Annotated in this window: 15 protein-coding genes; 10 read left to right on the top strand and 5 right to left on the bottom strand. The window is 67.4% G+C overall.

Annotated features, from left to right (window positions below; genetic code table 11):
* Window positions 1-433: 433 nt before the first annotated feature.
* Window positions 434-1,147 carry an MBL fold metallo-hydrolase gene (locus ACLMAJ_RS10120; protein WP_412013318.1) on the top strand — a complete coding sequence of 238 codons (714 nt, stop codon included), beginning with the start codon at window positions 434-436 and terminating at the stop codon, window positions 1,145-1,147.
* Between the two features lie 30 nt (window positions 1,148-1,177).
* Here ACLMAJ_RS10120 and ACLMAJ_RS10115 read toward each other — a convergent pair whose 3' ends face one another.
* From ACLMAJ_RS10115 to ACLMAJ_RS10105, 3 genes are all read right to left on the bottom strand, one after another.
* Complete coding sequence (locus ACLMAJ_RS10115) at window positions 1,178-2,278, bottom strand: branched-chain amino acid aminotransferase (RefSeq protein WP_412013317.1); 1,101 nt, start codon at window positions 2,276-2,278, stop codon at window positions 1,178-1,180.
* Window positions 2,279-2,426: 148 nt separating this feature from the next.
* A complete protein-coding gene (gcvT, locus tag ACLMAJ_RS10110) occupies window positions 2,427-3,527 on the bottom strand; it encodes a glycine cleavage system aminomethyltransferase GcvT (RefSeq protein ID WP_412013316.1) in 1,101 nt (366 codons plus the stop codon).
* 156 nt (window positions 3,528-3,683) lie between these two features.
* The gene (locus tag ACLMAJ_RS10105; RefSeq protein ID WP_412013315.1) at window positions 3,684-4,295 is read right to left on the bottom strand and encodes a GNAT family N-acetyltransferase; all 612 of its coding nucleotides are present in this window, start codon (window positions 4,293-4,295) and stop codon (window positions 3,684-3,686) included.
* A 35-nt stretch (window positions 4,296-4,330) separates the two neighbouring features.
* Here ACLMAJ_RS10105 and ACLMAJ_RS10100 point away from each other — a divergent pair, with 35 nt between their 5' ends.
* Together ACLMAJ_RS10100 and ACLMAJ_RS10095 are read left to right on the top strand one after the other, a co-directional pair.
* Window positions 4,331-4,501: a hypothetical protein gene (locus ACLMAJ_RS10100; RefSeq protein WP_412013314.1), complete on the top strand. Its 171-nt coding sequence runs from the start codon at window positions 4,331-4,333 to the stop codon at window positions 4,499-4,501.
* Window positions 4,502-4,536: 35 nt separating this feature from the next.
* Window positions 4,537-6,048, top strand: coding sequence for a leucyl aminopeptidase (locus tag ACLMAJ_RS10095; protein ID WP_412013313.1), 1,512 nt, complete (start codon window positions 4,537-4,539; stop codon window positions 6,046-6,048).
* Window positions 6,049-6,132: 84 nt separating this feature from the next.
* Here the strand turns inward: ACLMAJ_RS10095 and ACLMAJ_RS10090 are convergent, their stop codons facing one another.
* Window positions 6,133-6,495, bottom strand: coding sequence for an oxidoreductase (locus tag ACLMAJ_RS10090; RefSeq protein WP_412013312.1), 363 nt, complete (start codon window positions 6,493-6,495; stop codon window positions 6,133-6,135).
* Window positions 6,496-6,754: 259 nt separating this feature from the next.
* On the opposite strand from ACLMAJ_RS10090, the gene sucB reads away from it, so the two are divergent.
* The 5 genes from sucB to lipA all read left to right on the top strand — a co-directional run bounded on the left by sucB (window position 6,755) and on the right by lipA (window position 12,022).
* The gene (sucB, locus tag ACLMAJ_RS10085; protein WP_412013311.1) at window positions 6,755-8,518 is read left to right on the top strand and encodes a 2-oxoglutarate dehydrogenase, E2 component, dihydrolipoamide succinyltransferase; all 1,764 of its coding nucleotides are present in this window, start codon (window positions 6,755-6,757) and stop codon (window positions 8,516-8,518) included.
* 24 nt (window positions 8,519-8,542) lie between these two features.
* The gene (locus tag ACLMAJ_RS10080) at window positions 8,543-9,451 is read left to right on the top strand and encodes a TIGR01777 family oxidoreductase (RefSeq protein WP_412013310.1); all 909 of its coding nucleotides are present in this window, start codon (window positions 8,543-8,545) and stop codon (window positions 9,449-9,451) included.
* Entirely contained in the window at window positions 9,448-9,981 is a 534-nt protein-coding gene (locus ACLMAJ_RS10075) for a GNAT family N-acetyltransferase (protein ID WP_412013309.1), read from the top strand. Before ACLMAJ_RS10080 ends, ACLMAJ_RS10075 begins: the two co-directional genes overlap by 4 nt.
* A gap of 179 nt (window positions 9,982-10,160) precedes the next feature.
* Window positions 10,161-10,895: a lipoyl(octanoyl) transferase LipB gene (gene lipB, locus ACLMAJ_RS10070; RefSeq protein WP_412013308.1), complete on the top strand. Its 735-nt coding sequence runs from the start codon at window positions 10,161-10,163 to the stop codon at window positions 10,893-10,895.
* 110 nt (window positions 10,896-11,005) lie between these two features.
* Window positions 11,006-12,022 (top strand): lipoyl synthase, encoded by a 1,017-nt coding sequence (lipA, locus tag ACLMAJ_RS10065; RefSeq protein ID WP_412013307.1) that lies wholly within the window; start codon window positions 11,006-11,008, stop codon window positions 12,020-12,022.
* Window positions 12,023-12,127: 105 nt separating this feature from the next.
* On the opposite strand, the gene ACLMAJ_RS10060 is transcribed toward lipA, so the two are convergent.
* Window positions 12,128-12,808, bottom strand: coding sequence for a TetR/AcrR family transcriptional regulator (locus ACLMAJ_RS10060; protein ID WP_412013306.1), 681 nt, complete (start codon window positions 12,806-12,808; stop codon window positions 12,128-12,130).
* 66 nt (window positions 12,809-12,874) lie between these two features.
* Between ACLMAJ_RS10060 and ACLMAJ_RS10055 the strand changes: the two genes are divergently transcribed.
* Window positions 12,875-13,984, top strand: coding sequence for an FAD-dependent oxidoreductase (locus ACLMAJ_RS10055; RefSeq protein WP_412013305.1), 1,110 nt, complete (start codon window positions 12,875-12,877; stop codon window positions 13,982-13,984).
* A gap of 303 nt (window positions 13,985-14,287) precedes the next feature.
* Window positions 14,288-16,492, top strand: a complete 2,205-nt coding sequence (locus ACLMAJ_RS10050; protein ID WP_412013304.1) for an elongation factor G-like protein EF-G2 — start codon at window positions 14,288-14,290, stop codon at window positions 16,490-16,492.
* Window positions 16,493-16,530: the final 38 nt, after the last annotated feature.

Genomic DNA, 16,530 nt, shown 5'->3' with positions numbered 1-16,530 from the left:
TCGTGCGGTGCTACTGCTCATGGGCGTACCTCCGCCTTCGCTCCGGCCGTGCGCGGTCGAATGACGGACTCCGTCCGGCTGCACCTGTTAGGCGTACCTCCGCCTTCGCTCCGGCCGTGCGCGGTCGAATGACGGACTCCGTCCGGCTGCACCTGTTAGGCGTACCTCCGCCTTCGCTCCGGCCGTGCGCGGTCGAATGACGGACTCCGTCCGGCTGCACCTGTTAGGCGTACCTCCGCCTTCGCTCCTGCCATGCGCGGTCGAATGACGGACTCCGTCCGGCTGCACCTGTTAGGCGTACCTCCGCCTTCGCTCCTGCCATGCGCGGTCGAAGGCTGCCGCGGCCCAGGTGTTGGATAACACAGTCTGGGTCACTGGAATTTTTCCGGCCGCGCCGCACGAATCGTCTGGGTCGGGCAATAAGGTGTGCGGTATGTCTTCCGAGCGCCTGTATTTTCGTCAGCTGTTGGCCGGGCGAGACTTCGCCGTAGGTGATCCGATCGCGACGCAGATGCGAAATTTCGCATATCTGATCGGTGACCGTGAGACCGGCGAATGCCTGGTGGTGGATCCGGCGTATGCGGCGGGTGACCTCGTCGATATCGCCGAGGCCGATGGGCTGCGGCTGACCGGCGTGCTCGCCACCCATCATCATCCCGACCATGTGGGTGGCACCATGCTCGGCTTCACCCTGCGCGGTGTGCGCGAGCTGCTCGAAAAGACAAGCGTCCCCGTGCACATCAATGCCGAAGAACTGTCATGGGTCGCCAATGTCACCGGCATCGCACCCAGCGAACTCACCGGCCACCAGCACGGCGACAAGGTCACCGTCGGCGCCTTCGATATCGAACTCCTGCACACCCCCGGCCACACCCCCGGCAGCCAGTGCTTCCTGTTCGACAACCGCCTCATCGCGGGCGACACTCTCTTCGTCGACGGCTGTGGCCGCACCGACTTCCCCGGTGGCGACTCCGACGCGATGTTCCGCAGCCTGCGCAACCTCGCCGACCTGCCCGGCGACCCTATCGTCTACCCCGGGCACTGGTACTCCGAAGAACCCTCCGCCGCACTGTCCTCGGTCAAAGCCACCAACTACGTGATGCGACCCAAAACCCTCGACGAATGGCAAATGTTCATGCCCAGCTAGCCGGGCTGCGGATCCGGTGTGGTCCGCAAGTCACATGCCGCGCATCCAGCCGTGGATGTCGGCGAAGGTGCCGCGTTGGATGCCGGTAAGGGTGTCGCGAAGGGCCATAGTGACCTCGCCGGGCTCGCCTCCGCCGATGGAGAATTCGCCGTCGGTGGAGCGGACCCAGCCGACGGGGGTGATGACGGCGGCGGTGCCGCAGGCGAAAACCTCTGTGATTTCACCGGATTCGGCGCCCTTGCGCCATTCCTCGACCGAGACCTTGCGCTCCTCGACCGGGTAACCCGCATCGGCGGCCAGGGTCAGCAGGGAGTCGCGGGTGATGCCGGGCAGCAGCGAGCCGGACAGTTCCGGGGTCACCAGGCGCGCGTCTGAGCCGGAGCCGAAGACGAAGAACAGGTTGTTGGTGCCCATCTCCTCGACGTAGCTGCGGGCGCAGGCGTCCAGCCAGACCACCTGGTCGCAGCCCTGCTCGGTGGCCTGCGCCTGGGCGAGCAATGAGGCGGCGTAGTTGCCCGCGACCTTGGCTTCGCCGGTGCCGCCGGGCGCGGCACGCACGTATTCGGTGGACAGCCACACCCGGACCGGTTTGACGCCGCGCGGGAAGTACGCGCCCGCGGGGGAACCGAGCAGCAGGTACTTGTAGGCCGACGCGGGCTTGACGCCGAGCCCGGCCTCGGTGGCGAACATGAACGGGCGCAGATAGAGCGAATCCTCGCCGCCCGCCGCCGGCACCCAACTACCGTCGAGCTCGAGCAGCTGCCGCACGGACTCGATGAATAGTTCCTCCGGCAGTTCGGCCATCGCCATGCGCCGTGCGGACTTGCGGAACCGCGTCGCGTTCGCGTCGATGCGGAAGCAGGAGACGCTGCCGTCGTGCTGGCGGTAGGCCTTCAGACCTTCGAAGATGGCTTGGCCGTAGTGGAACACCATGGTCGCCGGGTCCATGGCCAGTGGCCCGTACGGCTCGATGCGGGCGTTGCCCCAGCCTTCACCCTCGGTGTAGTCGATCGACACCATGTGGTCGGTGAAGAAGCGCCCGAACCCGGGTGCCGCGAGGATCTCCTGTACCCGCGGCGCCGGGGTCGGCGCAGGATGCGGAACACGGGTGAACTGTGCGGCGACGGTCATGAGCCTGATCCTATCCGGCACCGATTCCCGGGCGTACGCGTGTTCGGCATGCTTGCGCGGACGTCACTTTTTCGGCGCCCGCGCATAGCAACTTGTGTACCGACACGCCGAGACAGCGTGTGTGCGAGCCACTGATCGGGGCGCGGCCCTATTTGGTTTTGGTGTCGACGAAGGGCGGGCGGATGACCTCGCAGCGGAGGCGTCGGCCTCGGACGTCGACCTCGACCTCGTCGCCGGGCTGCAAGTCGGCCTCGGTGTCGAGCAGGCCGAGGGCGATGCCGATCTTCAAGGTGGGCGAGAAGGTGCCCGAGGTGGTTTCGCCGACCGGCTCGCCGTCGCGCAGCACCGTCTGTCCCTGGCGCAGCACACCGCGGTCGAGTGCCTTAAGGCCCAACAGGATTCGACGCGGGCCCATCGACTTCTCCTGTTCCAGAGCGGCTTTGCCCCAGAATTCGGGCTTCTTCCAGCCGACGGCCCAGCCGGCGCGGGCCTGGACCGGCGAAATATCCAGTGCGAGTTCGTGTCCGTGCAGCGGGTAGCCCATTTCGGTGCGCAGGGTGTCGCGGGCGCCGAGGCCAGCGGGTTGACCATCGGCGGCGCGCACCTGCTCGACGAGAGCGCGGAACAACGGCGCCGCGTCGGCCCAGCGGGGCAGCAGCTCGAAGCCGTGCTCGCCGGTGTAGCCAGTGCGGCACACCCGGACCGGTCGACCATTCCACTCGGCGTCGGCGTAGGCCATGTACTCCATCTCGGTTGGCAGCCCGAGTGCGGCGAGTACCTCGGTCGAACGCGGTCCCTGCACCGCGAACACACCGTATTCGCGGTGCTCGTCGGTCACCGTGATCCCTTCGGGCGCGACCTTCCGCAGCTCGGCGACGACCGCCGCGGTGTTGGCGGCATTGGGAACGAGGAAGATCTCGTCATCGCTGACGTAGTAGGCGATCAAATCGTCGATCACACCACCGTCGGGCGCGCAGCACAGGGTGTACTGAGCCTTGCCTGGACGGATACGGCCGAGGTCGTTGGTGAGCGCCGAGTTCACGAACGCGGCAGCGCCGGCACCGCGCACGGTCGCCTTCCCGAGATGACTCACATCGAACAATCCGACCGTTGTGCGAACCGCCTGGTGCTCGGCAACAGTCCCCGCATACGACACCGGCATTTCCCACCCACCGAACGGCGCGAAAATCGCCCCGAGCTCGACGTGGACGTCATGGATCGGGCCTTGCAGCAGGTTCGTCTCGGTCACCGGGCGAGCTTAACGCGACCCGATCCGCCCTCGGATCGGTACCGGCGAGGCACACTCTCGGCGTCGACGCCCCGCACACTCGAACGCTCGCCGCTCCCGAATACGCCCCCTCGACATCGGCGCAGTGCGCCGCGGCGGCTCGGTCCACGACGGGCGTCAGCCTCGGAACCACATGGGGATCAACGTCGGTCCGCCTTCGGGCAGCGTGTGCGTCACGCTGTCGCGCACGAATCTGTTTCGGGTGTACAGCCGGGCCGACCGCTCGGTGCTCGCTTCGAGAAACGCAGGGACGCCCGCATCGGAGGCGGCCTTCAACCGGTCACCGAGGATCGCGGCTCCCGCGCCTTTGCCGCGATGCCGCGGCACCGTGACGATCACCTGGAGGTAGCGGTGCGGGAATTCCCGAGGGTGCTCCCTTGCGAGCAGTTCCGTAAGGGTGGCAACCCGCTGTAGTGGGCGCAGGTCGGGCATCGCGTCGGCGCGCTCCCGCGCTTCGACGGCTTCGGTTTCGAACCGGGTCGCGGAGGTGACGTGCTGCCAGAGCGACACCGCCCACACCTCGTCATCGGTCCCCGCGGTCCACACCTCGTCAGCCCGCAACGCATCGTCGATCATCGCGGGCACGTAGCCGGACTGGTACTGCTCGACGGAATACCCTTCCAGCACCCAAACCGTCGCCGTCTCGTCCGCGCTGGCCTCGGTGAACGCCTCGATCAGCGCGTCGCGACGACCGCCGTCTTCCCGCCGAACCGTCAATAGTGTGCCCATGTGTCGTCCTCTCCTCGGAGTGTCTTCGCCAAGATATGGACAGCGCACAGTTGCTGCCACTACTTCGCCACACGCTGCGTGACCCGGATGCTGAACTTCACCCGACGGTGCCGCACCGACTCTTCACCAGCACTCCCACCGGCCTGGAAACCGATCTCGACGCCCTGCTCGATGCCCCGCACTACTGCGGCTCGACGACGTCGTGATGCGTCACCCACCGGCTACCTAATAGCCTGGGCCCATGACCGCTGTTGCAGATCGTCCACTTGGACCGGACCTGGCTCGCACGCAAACCGTCGGCCCCGACACCGATGTACTCGTCATCGGATTGACCTCCTCCGAGAACGGCCCGGCGATCGCGCCCGACGACTTGTTCAGTGACGTGCTCGACGCCGACATCCGCGCGGAATTGCTGGACCAGCTCGGCGCGGTCGGGGCGAAGGGCAAAGCAGAGGAACTGACAAGGGTGCCTGCGCCCGCCGGGCTCGACGGGGTGACCAGCGTGCTCGCGGTCGGCCTCGGCGCGGCCGACAAGATCGACGCCGAGCAGATCCGCCGCTCGGCCGGTGTGGCCGCGCGTGCGCTGTCCGGAACCGAGCTCGTCGCGACCACGCTCTCGGGCCTCGATATCGGTGCCGCCGCCGAGGGCTTCTACCTGGGCGCCTACGCCTTCACACCGTTCAGATCGGGCAAGTCCGCACCCAAGCCGGACGAGCGCCCGGTGGCCAGGGTCGAATTGCTTGTGCCCGAGCCCGACTTCGGCGAAGCGGCGCTGATCAAGGCGCAGTTGGTCGCCGAAGCCGTCGCCACCGCACGGGATTTCGTCAATACCCCGCCGAGTCACCTCTTCCCCGCCGAATTCGCCTCGCGCGCGCAGGTATTGGCCGAGGCGGCCGGGCTCGAGGTCGAGGTGCTCGACGAAACGGCCCTGGAGGCGGGCGGTTACGGTGGCGTGCTCGGCGTCGGCAAGGGTTCCTCGCGCCCGCCGCGGCTTGTCCGCATCACCTACGCGGGCGGTCCGAAGAAGATCGCGTTGATCGGCAAGGGCGTCACCTTCGACACCGGCGGCATCTCCATCAAGCCCGCGCAGAACATGGAAAACATGACCTCGGACATGGCCGGCGCCGCCGCGGTCGTGGCCACCGTCCTGCTCGCCGCGCGCCTCGGGCTTCCGGTCACGGTCGTCGCGACCGTTCCGATGGCGGAGAACATGCCATCGGCCACCGCGCAGCGCCCCGGTGACGTGCTCACCCAGTACGGCGGTACCACCGTGGAGGTGCTCAATACCGACGCCGAGGGCCGCCTCATCCTCGCCGATGCCATCGTGCGTGCCGCCGAGGACGAGCCCGACTACATCATCGACGTGGCAACACTGACCGGTGCGCAGATGGTCGCGCTCGGCACCAGGACCCCGGGCGTGATGGGCACCGAGGAGTTCCGCGACAGGGTGGCCGAGATCTCCCGCGGGGTCGGCGAAAACGGCTGGGCCATGCCGCTTCCCACTGAACTGCGCGCGGATCTGAACTCCAAGATCGCCGACCTCGCCAACGTCGCACCGCACCGATGGGGCGGCATGCTCTCGGCCGCGCTGTTCCTCAAGGAGTTCGTGCCCGAAGGCGTGCAGTGGGCACACCTGGATGTCGCCGGTCCGGCCTACAACACCGGCGGCCCGTTCGGCTACATCGGCAAGGGCGGCACCGGAGTGCCGGTCCGCACGCTCATCGCGGTCATCGAGGACATCGCCGCCGGGTAGTGCCCCCGGCGGCCGAAGGTCACCTGATCCCGCCCGAAGCCGGGCGGGATCAGGTGAACATATTGAACGAAACAGCGGGCCGGGCTACAGATCGCGCAGATCCCGTTCCATCGCGCGCTGGCGTTCGATGCGCTTGCGGGCATCGTAATCGCGCATCCGCTGCGGATAACCCGTTTTGCCTACGTCGTAGACCGGGATGCGCAAATCTCCGGCAAGCCGTCGCGCCCCGCGCTCGCCGACCACCCGGCGCGTCCATTCCCCATCAACGGCAATAAGCACGACAGTGACGTCGGTCACTGTGGTCTTCGGCTCGATATAGCCCTCGACCCCGGTATGGGTGCGCACCCACCGAGCCAGGTAGCGGACGTCATCATCGCTCGAGGAACCCGCACGTAGAGCGCCGCTACCGCGGCGCGCGGCGCCACGAAAACGATCCAGCAAACCCACCGCAGACGACCTCCTGTCCAACACCGGGAATCGCTCGTCACCGGACTTCCCATCTTGCCAGCCCGGTACAGTTCGCTGCCCTGTGCTACGTGAGAAGCAGACGAGTGCAAGGATGGAACGCGGTACAAGAACCACACGGATCTGCGGTGCCACGCACAATGATCGGTGGCTTTCGAGCACTCAGCGCAACTCGCGGTGAGTGTTCGCAGCGAGATCAACTGTTGCAAAACCCGTCGAGCAGTCAGAGGAGTCAACGGACATGGCCTTCTCCGTCCAGATGCCGGCTCTTGGTGAGAGCGTCACCGAGGGAACGGTGACAAGGTGGCTGAAGCAGGAAGGAGACACGGTCGAGGTCGACGAGCCACTGCTCGAGGTCTCCACCGACAAGGTCGACACCGAGATCCCGTCGCCAATCGCGGGCGTGTTGTCGAAGATCGTCGCCCAAGAAGATGATGTGGTCGAGGTCGGCGGTGAACTCGGCGTGATCGGTGAAGCCGGTGAGGCACCGGCACCTGCCGCAGCTCCTGCACCCGAAGCAGCACCAGAACCAGCGCCCGCACAGGAACCGGCTCCCGCGCCGGTGGCCGAAGCGGCCCCCGCACCAGCGGCAGCCCCCGCACCATCGGCCGGTGCCACGTCGGGCACCCCGGTCAAGATGCCGGAACTCGGCGAATCGGTTACCGAGGGCACCGTCACCCGCTGGCTGAAGGCCGTCGGTGACGACATCGCGATCGACGAGCCACTGCTCGAGGTCTCCACCGACAAGGTGGACACCGAGATCCCGTCGCCCGTCGCAGGCACCCTGCTGGAGATCACCGCGCAGGAAGACGATGTTGTCGCGGTCGGTGGACAACTCGGCGTTGTCGGCAGCGGATCCCCGGCCGCCGCGGCTCCCGCTGCGCCTGCCCCGGCTCCCGCACCCGCCGCACCGGCACCCACGCCTCCGCCTCCGCCTCCGGCACCAGCCGCACCAGCGCCCGCACCTGCACCTGCACCTGCCCCCGCAGCCGCCGCTCCGGCTCCCGCGGCTCCGGCTCCGGCCGCCGTGGCACTAGCCCCGGACACCTCCGGCAATGGCGCAACCCCGTACGTCACTCCGCTGGTCCGCAAGCTGGCCGACGAGAACGGCGTCGATCTGACGGCACTGACCGGCTCCGGTGTCGGTGGACGCATCCGCAAGCAGGATGTACTCGCCGCCGCTGAAGCCAAGAAGGCTCCGGTCGCCGCACCGCCGGCACCCGCGGCTGCCGCCAAGGCTCCCGCAGCAGCACCGGCCGCGCCCCAGTCGCAGCTCGCGCATCTGCGTGGCACCGTCCAGAAGGCGAGCCGTATCCGCCAGATCACCGCGACCAAGACCAGGGAATCGCTGCAGACCACCGCGCAGCTGACCCAGGTGCACGAGGCCGACGTCACCAAGATCGCCACGCTGCGCGGCGTCGCCAAGGCTTCGTTCAAGGACCGTGAGGGCGTCAACCTGACGTTCCTGCCGTTCTTCGCCAAGGCGGTCGTCGAGGCGCTCGGTGTGCACCCGAACGTCAACGCCAGCTACGACGAGGGCACCAAGGAGATCACTTACCACGCTTCGGTGCACCTCGGCATTGCCGTCGACACCCCGCAGGGTCTGCTCTCCCCGGTGATCCACAACGCGAGCGACCTGTCGCTCGCGGGGCTGGCTCGCGCGATCGCGGACATCGCCAACCGCACTCGCAACGGTGGCCTCAAGCCGGACGAGTTGTCCGGTGGCACCTTCACCATCACCAACATCGGCAGCCAGGGCGCGCTGTTCGACACCCCGATCCTGGTACCGCCGCAGGCGGGCATGCTCGGCACGGGTGCGATCGTCAAGCGGCCCGTTGTCGTCACCGACGAGACGGGCAACGAATCCATCGGCGTCCGGTCGATGTGCTATCTGCCGCTCACCTACGATCACCGCCTCATTGATGGCGCCGACGCCGGTCGCTTCCTGACCACGATCCGGCACCGGCTCGAGGAAGCGGCATTCGAAGCTGATCTCGGCCTGTAATTCGGGAAGGTCGGACACGCACGCATGAAGGTGGTGATCGCCGGTTCGTCCGGTCTGATCGGGACGGCGCTCGTCGCGGCACTTCGCCGAAACGGGCATGAAGTCGCCCGCCTGGTGCGCCGTCCGGCCGCCGCCCCCGACGAATACGTGTGGGACCCCGCTCGCGCCGAATTGGACGAGCGGGCCCTGCGCGGCGCCGACGCGGTGGTCAACCTGTGCGGCGCGAGCATCGGGCGAAGACGTTGGAACGGCAGCTACAAACAAGAGCTGCGCGACAGCCGAATCACCCCGACCGATGTGCTCGCCGATGCCGTGGCCGGCGTGGGCGTTCCTGTCCTGCTGAACGGCAGCGGCGTGCATTTCTACGGCGGCGAGACCGGCAATCGGGTGGTCGACGAAACCTCGCCCGCCGGTACCGGCTTCCTCGCCACGCTGTGCCGTGACTGGGAGGCCGCGACCGAACCCGCTACCGCAGCAGGCGTGCGCACAGTGTTGCTGCGCAGTGCGGTGGTGTTGTCCCGTGGCGACGGTATGCTCAGCATGCTGCAGCCGCTGTACTCGCTCGGCCTCGGCGGCAGACTCGGCAGCGGCAGGCAGTACACGCCGTGGATCTCGATGGACGACGAGATCGGCGCGATCATCTTCGCGCTCACCAACGACACGATCGCAGGACCGATCAACGCTGTCGGCCCCGCACCGGTCACCAATGCCGAGTTCAACCGGGCCCTCGGCCGTGCACTGCACCGGCCGACCCCACTCGTCGTGCCCGCGTTCGCGCTGCGCGCACTGATCGGCGAATTCGCGCAGGAGGCGATCCTGCACGGCCCACGGGCCATCCCCACCGCCCTCGAGGAGGCGGGCTACCCGTTCCAGCACCACACCATCGGCGCCGCGCTCGCGGCGACGTTGGGTCGCGAGGGAGATGATCGATGACCGAACTAAAGGCACGACCGATCACGGTCATCCGCGACGCAACCGAGCGTGACCTGCCGTCGGTGCTCGAGATCCACAACGCGAATATCGCTACATCCACGGCCATTTGGGACGAGGAGCAGGTAGGTCTCGACGAGCGGCAGGCCTGGTTCGAGACCCGCACCGCAGCGGGACTGCCCATCCTCATCGCCGACATCAACGGCGACGTTGCCGGATACGCCAGCTACGGACCATGGCGGCCCAAGTCCGGCTACCGCTACACAGTGGAGAACTCGGTGTACGTCGCGGACCGATTCCAGCGACGCGGCGTCGCCACCGCACTGCTCACCGCACTCGTCGCACGGGCGCGCCTCTCCGGCACCGTGCACGCGATGATCGCCGCGATCGAAACCAGCAACACCGGCTCGATCGCACTACACGAACGCTTCGACTTCCACACTGTCGGCGAACTGCCGCAAGTGGGGTGGAAGTTCGAGCGTTGGATGGACCTGACCTTGATGCAGCTGACGTTGCCCATCGACCCGCACTGACGGCTATCACACACCGATCGCGTCGTGGCGATTCGAGAGGTGGTCGCGCCGACTCCCGCGACAGTCGCGCAGACTCCGGTAGCAGTCGTGCCGAGTGCGCAGCCGAGCCGGTTACCGTGTGGCATCCCCCACACCACATCGGTAGAACCTGTGAACGGGCTGAGCGTACCGTCGACGTCGTGAACGACACGCGCACCACGTGGTCCGCCAGATTCGATACGACCCCGATCGTGGTCCAGGATCTCGGACTCATCGACTACCACAGCGCCTGGGAGCTCCAGCGCAAGATCGCCGCCGAGCGGGCCGATGGCATCGGAAACGATCAGCTGCTGCTGCTCGAGCATCCGTCGGTGTACACGGCGGGCCGTCGCACCGAGGCCGAGGATCTGCCTATCGACGGCAGCCCGGTGGTCGAGGTCGATCGCGGCGGCAAGATCACCTGGCACGGGCCCGGCCAACTCGTCGGCTACCCGATCGTGCGCCTCGCCGAGCCCGTTGACGTGGTGCAGTACGTACGCAGGCTCGAAGAAGCGCTGATCACGGCGTGTACCGACCTCGGTCTGAGCTGCGGCCGGATCGAAGGCCGATCGGGCGTTTGGCTACCCGCCACCGACCTCCTCGCCGAACGCAAGATCGCCGCCATCGGCGTGCGCGTGCAGCGTGGCGTTGCGCTGCACGGCATTTCGCTCAACTGCAATTCCGCCCTCGACGGCTTCCAAGCAATCGTGCCGTGCGGCATCCGCGACGCGGGCGTCACCACGCTGACCCGCGAGCTCGGCCGCGAGGTAACCGTCGCGGAAATCAAGCCCGTAGTCGCCGACGCGATCACCCGCGCACTGAACGGCGAACTCCCGGTGACCGCACACGATATCGCGCGCGTCGTACCGCCCATCGCCCCCGCCGAATCGCGATGACAGCCGAACACCCGGTGTCACAGCCGTCCCCAGGCGCTACGGGGTGCGCGGGCGCGAGGCCGGTTGCCCAGGCCGGGGAAGGCGATTCGGCCGGGCGTAGCATCAATCCAGTGACCTCAGCTTCAGCACCGGCAGGACGCAAACTGCTTCGCATCGAGGCGCGCAACGCGGAGACCCCGATAGAGCGCAAACCTCAATGGATTCGCACCAAGGCCAAGATGGGCCCCGAGTACACCGAGCTCAAGGGACTGGTCAAACGCGAGGGCCTGCACACGGTGTGTGAGGAGGCAGGCTGTCCCAACATCTTCGAGTGCTGGGAGGACCGCGAAGCCACCTTCCTCATCGGCGGCGAGCAGTGCACCCGACGCTGCGACTTCTGCCAGATCGACACCGGCAAACCCGCCGCGCTCGACCGTGACGAGCCCCGCCGCGTCGCCGAAAGCGTCCAGGCCATGGGCCTGCGCTACTCCACCATCACCGGCGTCGCCCGCGACGACCTGGAAGACGGCGGCGCCTGGCTCTACGCCGAAACCGTCCGCGCCATCAAGGCTTTGAACCCCAACACCGGCGTCGAACTCCTCATCCCCGACTTCAACGCCGAGCCCGACCAGCTCGCCGAGGTCTTCTCGTCAGGCCCCGAGGTGCTCGCACACAACCTCGAGACGGTTCCTCGCATCTTCAAGCGGATCCGCCCCGCCTTCCGCTACGAACGCTCCCTCTCGGTGCTCACCGCGGCACGCGAAGACGGCCTGGTCACCAAGTCGAACCTGATCCTCGGCATGGGCGAAACCCCCGAAGAAGTCACCCAGGCCATGCGCGACCTGCACGAAGCAGGCTGCGACATCCTCACCATCACCCAGTACCTGCGCCCCTCACCCAGGCACCACCCCGTCGACCGCTGGGTGAAACCGGAGGAGTTCGTCGAGCACTCCAAGATGGCCGAGGAAATCGGCTTCGCCGGTGTGATGGCGGGACCGTTGGTCCGGTCTTCGTACCGCGCAGGCCGCCTCTACACCCAGGCGATGGCCCACCACGGCCGCGAAATCCCCACCGCCATGAACCATCTCGCCCAGGGAGGCACCGCCTCCCAGGAGGCCAGCGCCGTTCTCGCGCGCTTCGGTTCCTGACCCCGACCTGACTCGGTCCTCGCGCGACCGGCGGATATCCGCCGGATGTGCGAGGACCGAGTTCGTTGTGCAGGGAGTTCGCTCGTCCGGCCCCTCGGCCACCCGTCAGCTCGAGATGCGGGCTTCGATGCCGTCGAGGAGGAAGTCGAGGCCGGTCCGGAAGGTTTGGTCGGCGTCCAGGTGGGGGCCATCGTGGACGACCGTGGCCAGCGCGGGGAATCGGCCGCTGGCGAAGGTTCGCTGTAGGTAAGGCCCGAAGGTGGCCTGCCACTGTTTCTCGTCCATCCCGGAGGCTCGCTCGGCGCGTCGCTCGGTGATCTCTCGGCGGATCGCGCCGATAACGTACGCATTGACCGCGGCGACCGCCGGTACGACAGTGTCCAGGTCGACGCCGCCCATCGCGGCCAGCACGGCCTCTCCACTGGCCAGTGTGTTCGGCCCGAGCTGGGGCCGCCCGCCGAGCAGGTCGGCGAGCCATTCGTGCTGGTGTGCGGCGTGCCGGATGGTTTCGGCAAAGGCACGCAACACCTCTCGCCAACCGTCTCCGGTCGGCCTGATCTCGGCGTGGACCGCATCGACCATCAGGTCGAGCAACTCCTCCTTGGTGGCGATGTAGCCATACAGCCGCATCGGTCCGACGTCCAGCGCCGCAGCGACCTTGCGCAGCGACACCGCGTCCAGGCCGTCCGCATCGGCGAGTTGGATAGCGGCTCGGACGATCCGCTCCCGGCTCAGCGGGGCCGGCATCGGTCGATCCGGCGGCTCCGGCCGCTCCCACACCAACATGCCGATGACAATACAGTGTTGGGGTTGATACAGTGTATTGACTGATACGGTGAATCGAGGGTAATTGTGACCATCGCCATTGTCGGAGCCGGCCTGGGTGGCTTGACCCTTGCCAGGGTGCTGCACGTGAACGCCATCGACGCCGTGGTGTACGAACGGGAATCGTCGCGTGGTGCGCGCGGTCAGGGCGGCATGCTCGATATCCACTCCGGGCAGCGGGCGCTGCGCGAGGCCGGTCTGATCGACCAGTTCTACGCGATTGCCCGTGGTGAAGGCCAGGACATGCGGCTTCTGGAGCCAGATGGCACCTTGCTGCTACAGGAGGACACGCCCGAGGGCGCGCCGCTCGAGCGACCCGAGGTGGACCGTGCCGATCTGCGCGACCTGCTGCTGGACTCTCTTCCTGAACACGCGACGCGCTGGGGGCATGCGTTCGAGTCCGCTGACAACGGCGTGCTGCGCTTCGCCGACGGCAGCAGCGCGACCTACGACCTACTGGTCGGCGCCGACGGTGCGCAGTCCCGGGTCCGCGCGCTGCTCACCGACGCCCGTCCGGCGCATATCGGCCAGAACATCATCGAGGTCGGCATTCCCGACATCGACCGCACCCACCCCGACCTCGCGGCGATGGTGGGGCGCGGCAACTACTGGGTGCTCGGCAACGGAAAATCGCTGGCGGCGCAGCGCAACGGCGACGGCCGCGTTCGCATCGGCCTCAGCTTCTACAACACCGCCGAGGACTGGTTCGCGACCAGCGGGATCCCGTTCGACGACCCGGCCGCCGCCCGGGCCCGGCTGATCGAGGAGTTCGCCGGCTGGGACTCACGGTTCACCGCGCTGATCGCGGCCTGCGACGACATAATCGTGCCGCGGTCGATCACTACTCTCCCGGTCGGCCTGACCTGGCCGTCGACGCCAGGGGTCACACTGCTCGGCGATGCCGCGCACCTGATGCCGCCGGTGGGAGAAGGCGCCAACATGGCGCTACTCGACGGCGCCCTGCTCGGTCTGGCGCTGGCCGCGCACCCGGACGACTATCCCGCCGCCATCGAAGAGTACGAACGCGAGATGTTCGAACGCACCAACGCTGCCGCCCGGATGTCCGCGGACATCCAGGAATTGCTGATGTCGCCGGACGCCAGCCGGAGAATGCTCGAGTTCTTCCAACCGAGCTGAAGGTGACCGAACACGACTGAGCAACTGATCGCCCAGCCAGCGCGATCACCTGCGGTTCGGGTCCCCCCAGTTTTCTCACGGGACGTCACATGACATGGGTCTCAGTGCCCGGGGACGCCATATCAGACAGCTCGCGGTGGTCATTACGGAGGAAGTTCGAACCATGTCGGCGACGCCGACCGAAGGCCGAGCCGAAACTTCTACCCCCTCCGACCGACCGGATCGCCCGATCCGTGGACGCGACCTCACGCGTGGTGGGAAGCTCGATATACGGCACGTGTCGGCGAGGAAACGAGACACACAGTGGACAAGACGAGTGCTGCTGCCGGAGGCAACGGCAGAGTGGTTACCGGGGGGCGGCCGGAGAACATCCGGAATGTGGTGCTGGTCGGGCACAGCGGGGCCGGGAAGACGACGTTGGTTGAGGCTTTAGCGCTGACTACCGGGGCGGTGAATCGGGCGGGACGGGTCGAGGACGGGACTTCGCTGTCGGATTATGACGAGATCGAGCATCGGCAGCATCGGTCGGTGCAGCTGTCTGTGGTGCCGATCAATTGGGCGGGGATCAAGATCAATCTGGTGGATACGCCGGGTTACGCCGATTTCGTCGGTGAATTGCGCGCGGGTCTGCGAGCGGCGGACGCGGCGTTGTTCGTGGTTTCCGCCGCGGAAGGCGCGGAGGCGATCAGCGGTGCGACGCGCGCGCTGTGGGAGGAGTGTGCGGCAGTCGGGATGCCGCGCGCGATTGTGATCACGCATCTGGATACCGCGCGCGCGGAATTCGACGAAATGACCGAGACCTGCCGCGCCGTCCTCGGCAATGGTTCGTCGGAAAACATTCTCCCGCTTCATCTTCCGGTATACGGACCGAGGAGTCCCGACGGTCATCGGCCGGCCACGGGGCTAGTCGAGCTGCTGCCGCATTGCGTTGTCGACTATTCCACGGGTGAATGCACGCAGATCGAACCGTCCGCGGAGCAGGTGACGGCGCTGGAGGAGGCGCGCGACCGGCTCATCGAGGGCATCATCGCCGAGAGCGAGGACGAATCGCTCATGGAGCGCTACCTCGGCGGCGAGGAGATCGACCTCGGCACGCTCGTCACCGACCTCGAACGCGCGGTGGCACGCGGCAGCTTTCATCCCGTGCTGTTCGGCGCGCAGGCACCGGAAGGCGCCAAGCAGGGGCTCGGCACCGTCGAACTGCTCGAGCTGATCACCGGCGGGTTTCCGACACCGGCCGAGCATGCCGTCGCCGCGGTCACCACCACCGACGACACCGCGACGCGGCCGCTGTACTGCGATCCGGACGGCGCGCTGGCCGCCGAGGTGATCCGGACGGCCTCGGACCCCTACGTGGGCAAGGTGTCGCTGGTCCGGGTGTTCTCCGGCACCCTGCGCGCCGATGACACCGTGCACGTCTGCGGCCGCGGCCAAGAAGATCGAGGCCACGAAAACCACGATGTCGACGAGCGAATCGGCGCGGTCACCGCGCCGTTCGGCAAGCAGCAGCGCCCACTCGGTAAGGCCATCGCGGGCGACATCGCCTACGTCACCAAACTCACCTGCGCCGAGACCGGCGACACCCTGTCCGGCACCTCGGCGCCGCTGCGCATCGAACCGTGGCCGATGCCGGATCCCTTGCTCCCCATCGCCGTTGCGGCTCACAGCAAGGCCGACGAGGACAAGCTTTCGAGCGGACTCGCGCGCCTGGTTGCCGAGGACCCCGCCATACGCCTCGAGCAGAACGGCGACACCCATCAGATCGTGCTGTGGTGCCTGGGCGAGGCGCACCGCGATGTCGCGCTGGAGCGGTTGCGTACCCGATTCGGGGTGCAGGTCGACGTGGTCGACCACAAGGTCGCGCTGCGGGAGACGTTCGCGGGCAAGGCAACCGCACGAGGCAGGCATGTCAAACAGTCCGGCGGCCACGGGCAATACGCCGTCTGCGAGATCGAGGTGGAACCGCTGCCCGGCGGCTCCGGCGTCGAGTTCGTCGACAAGGTGGTCGGCGGAGTTGTTCCGCGCCAGTTCATTCCGTCGGTGGAGAAGGGTGTGCGCGCTCAGGCGCTACGCGGCGTGGCGGCGGGCTATCCCCTCGTCGACGTGCGGATCACGCTCTTCGACGGAAAGGCGCACTCGGTCGATTCCTCCGACGCCGCCTTCCAGACCGCGGGCGCGCTCGCCTTACGTGAGGCGTCGACCGTGGCGGGGGTCGCGCTGCTCGAACCCTTGGACGAGGTCTGGGTTGTGGTCTCCGACGATTACGTCGGCCCGGTCCTCACCGACCTGTCCAGCCGACGCGGCCGAGTACTCGGAACCGAGCCGCACGGGCCCGGCCGCACCCGCATCCACGCCGAAGTCCCGGAACTCGAGCTCAGCCGCTACGCCATCGACCTGCGTTCCCTCTCGCACGGCACAGGCGACTTCAGCCGCACCTACGCCAGGCACGAGCAGATGCCCCAATCGTTGGCCGCCGCTGTCCGAGGCCGGACTGCGGTCCGGACCTAACTTCGCCGCTCGCCACTCAGCATCTAGCACAGTGGCGG

The organism is Nocardia arseniciresistens (genome assembly GCF_046764875.1).
Classification (GTDB): domain Bacteria; phylum Actinomycetota; class Actinomycetes; order Mycobacteriales; family Mycobacteriaceae; genus Nocardia; species Nocardia arseniciresistens.
The sequence above is the reverse complement of the archived record's forward strand: the minus strand, read 5'-3'. Positions and strand labels throughout refer to the sequence as shown.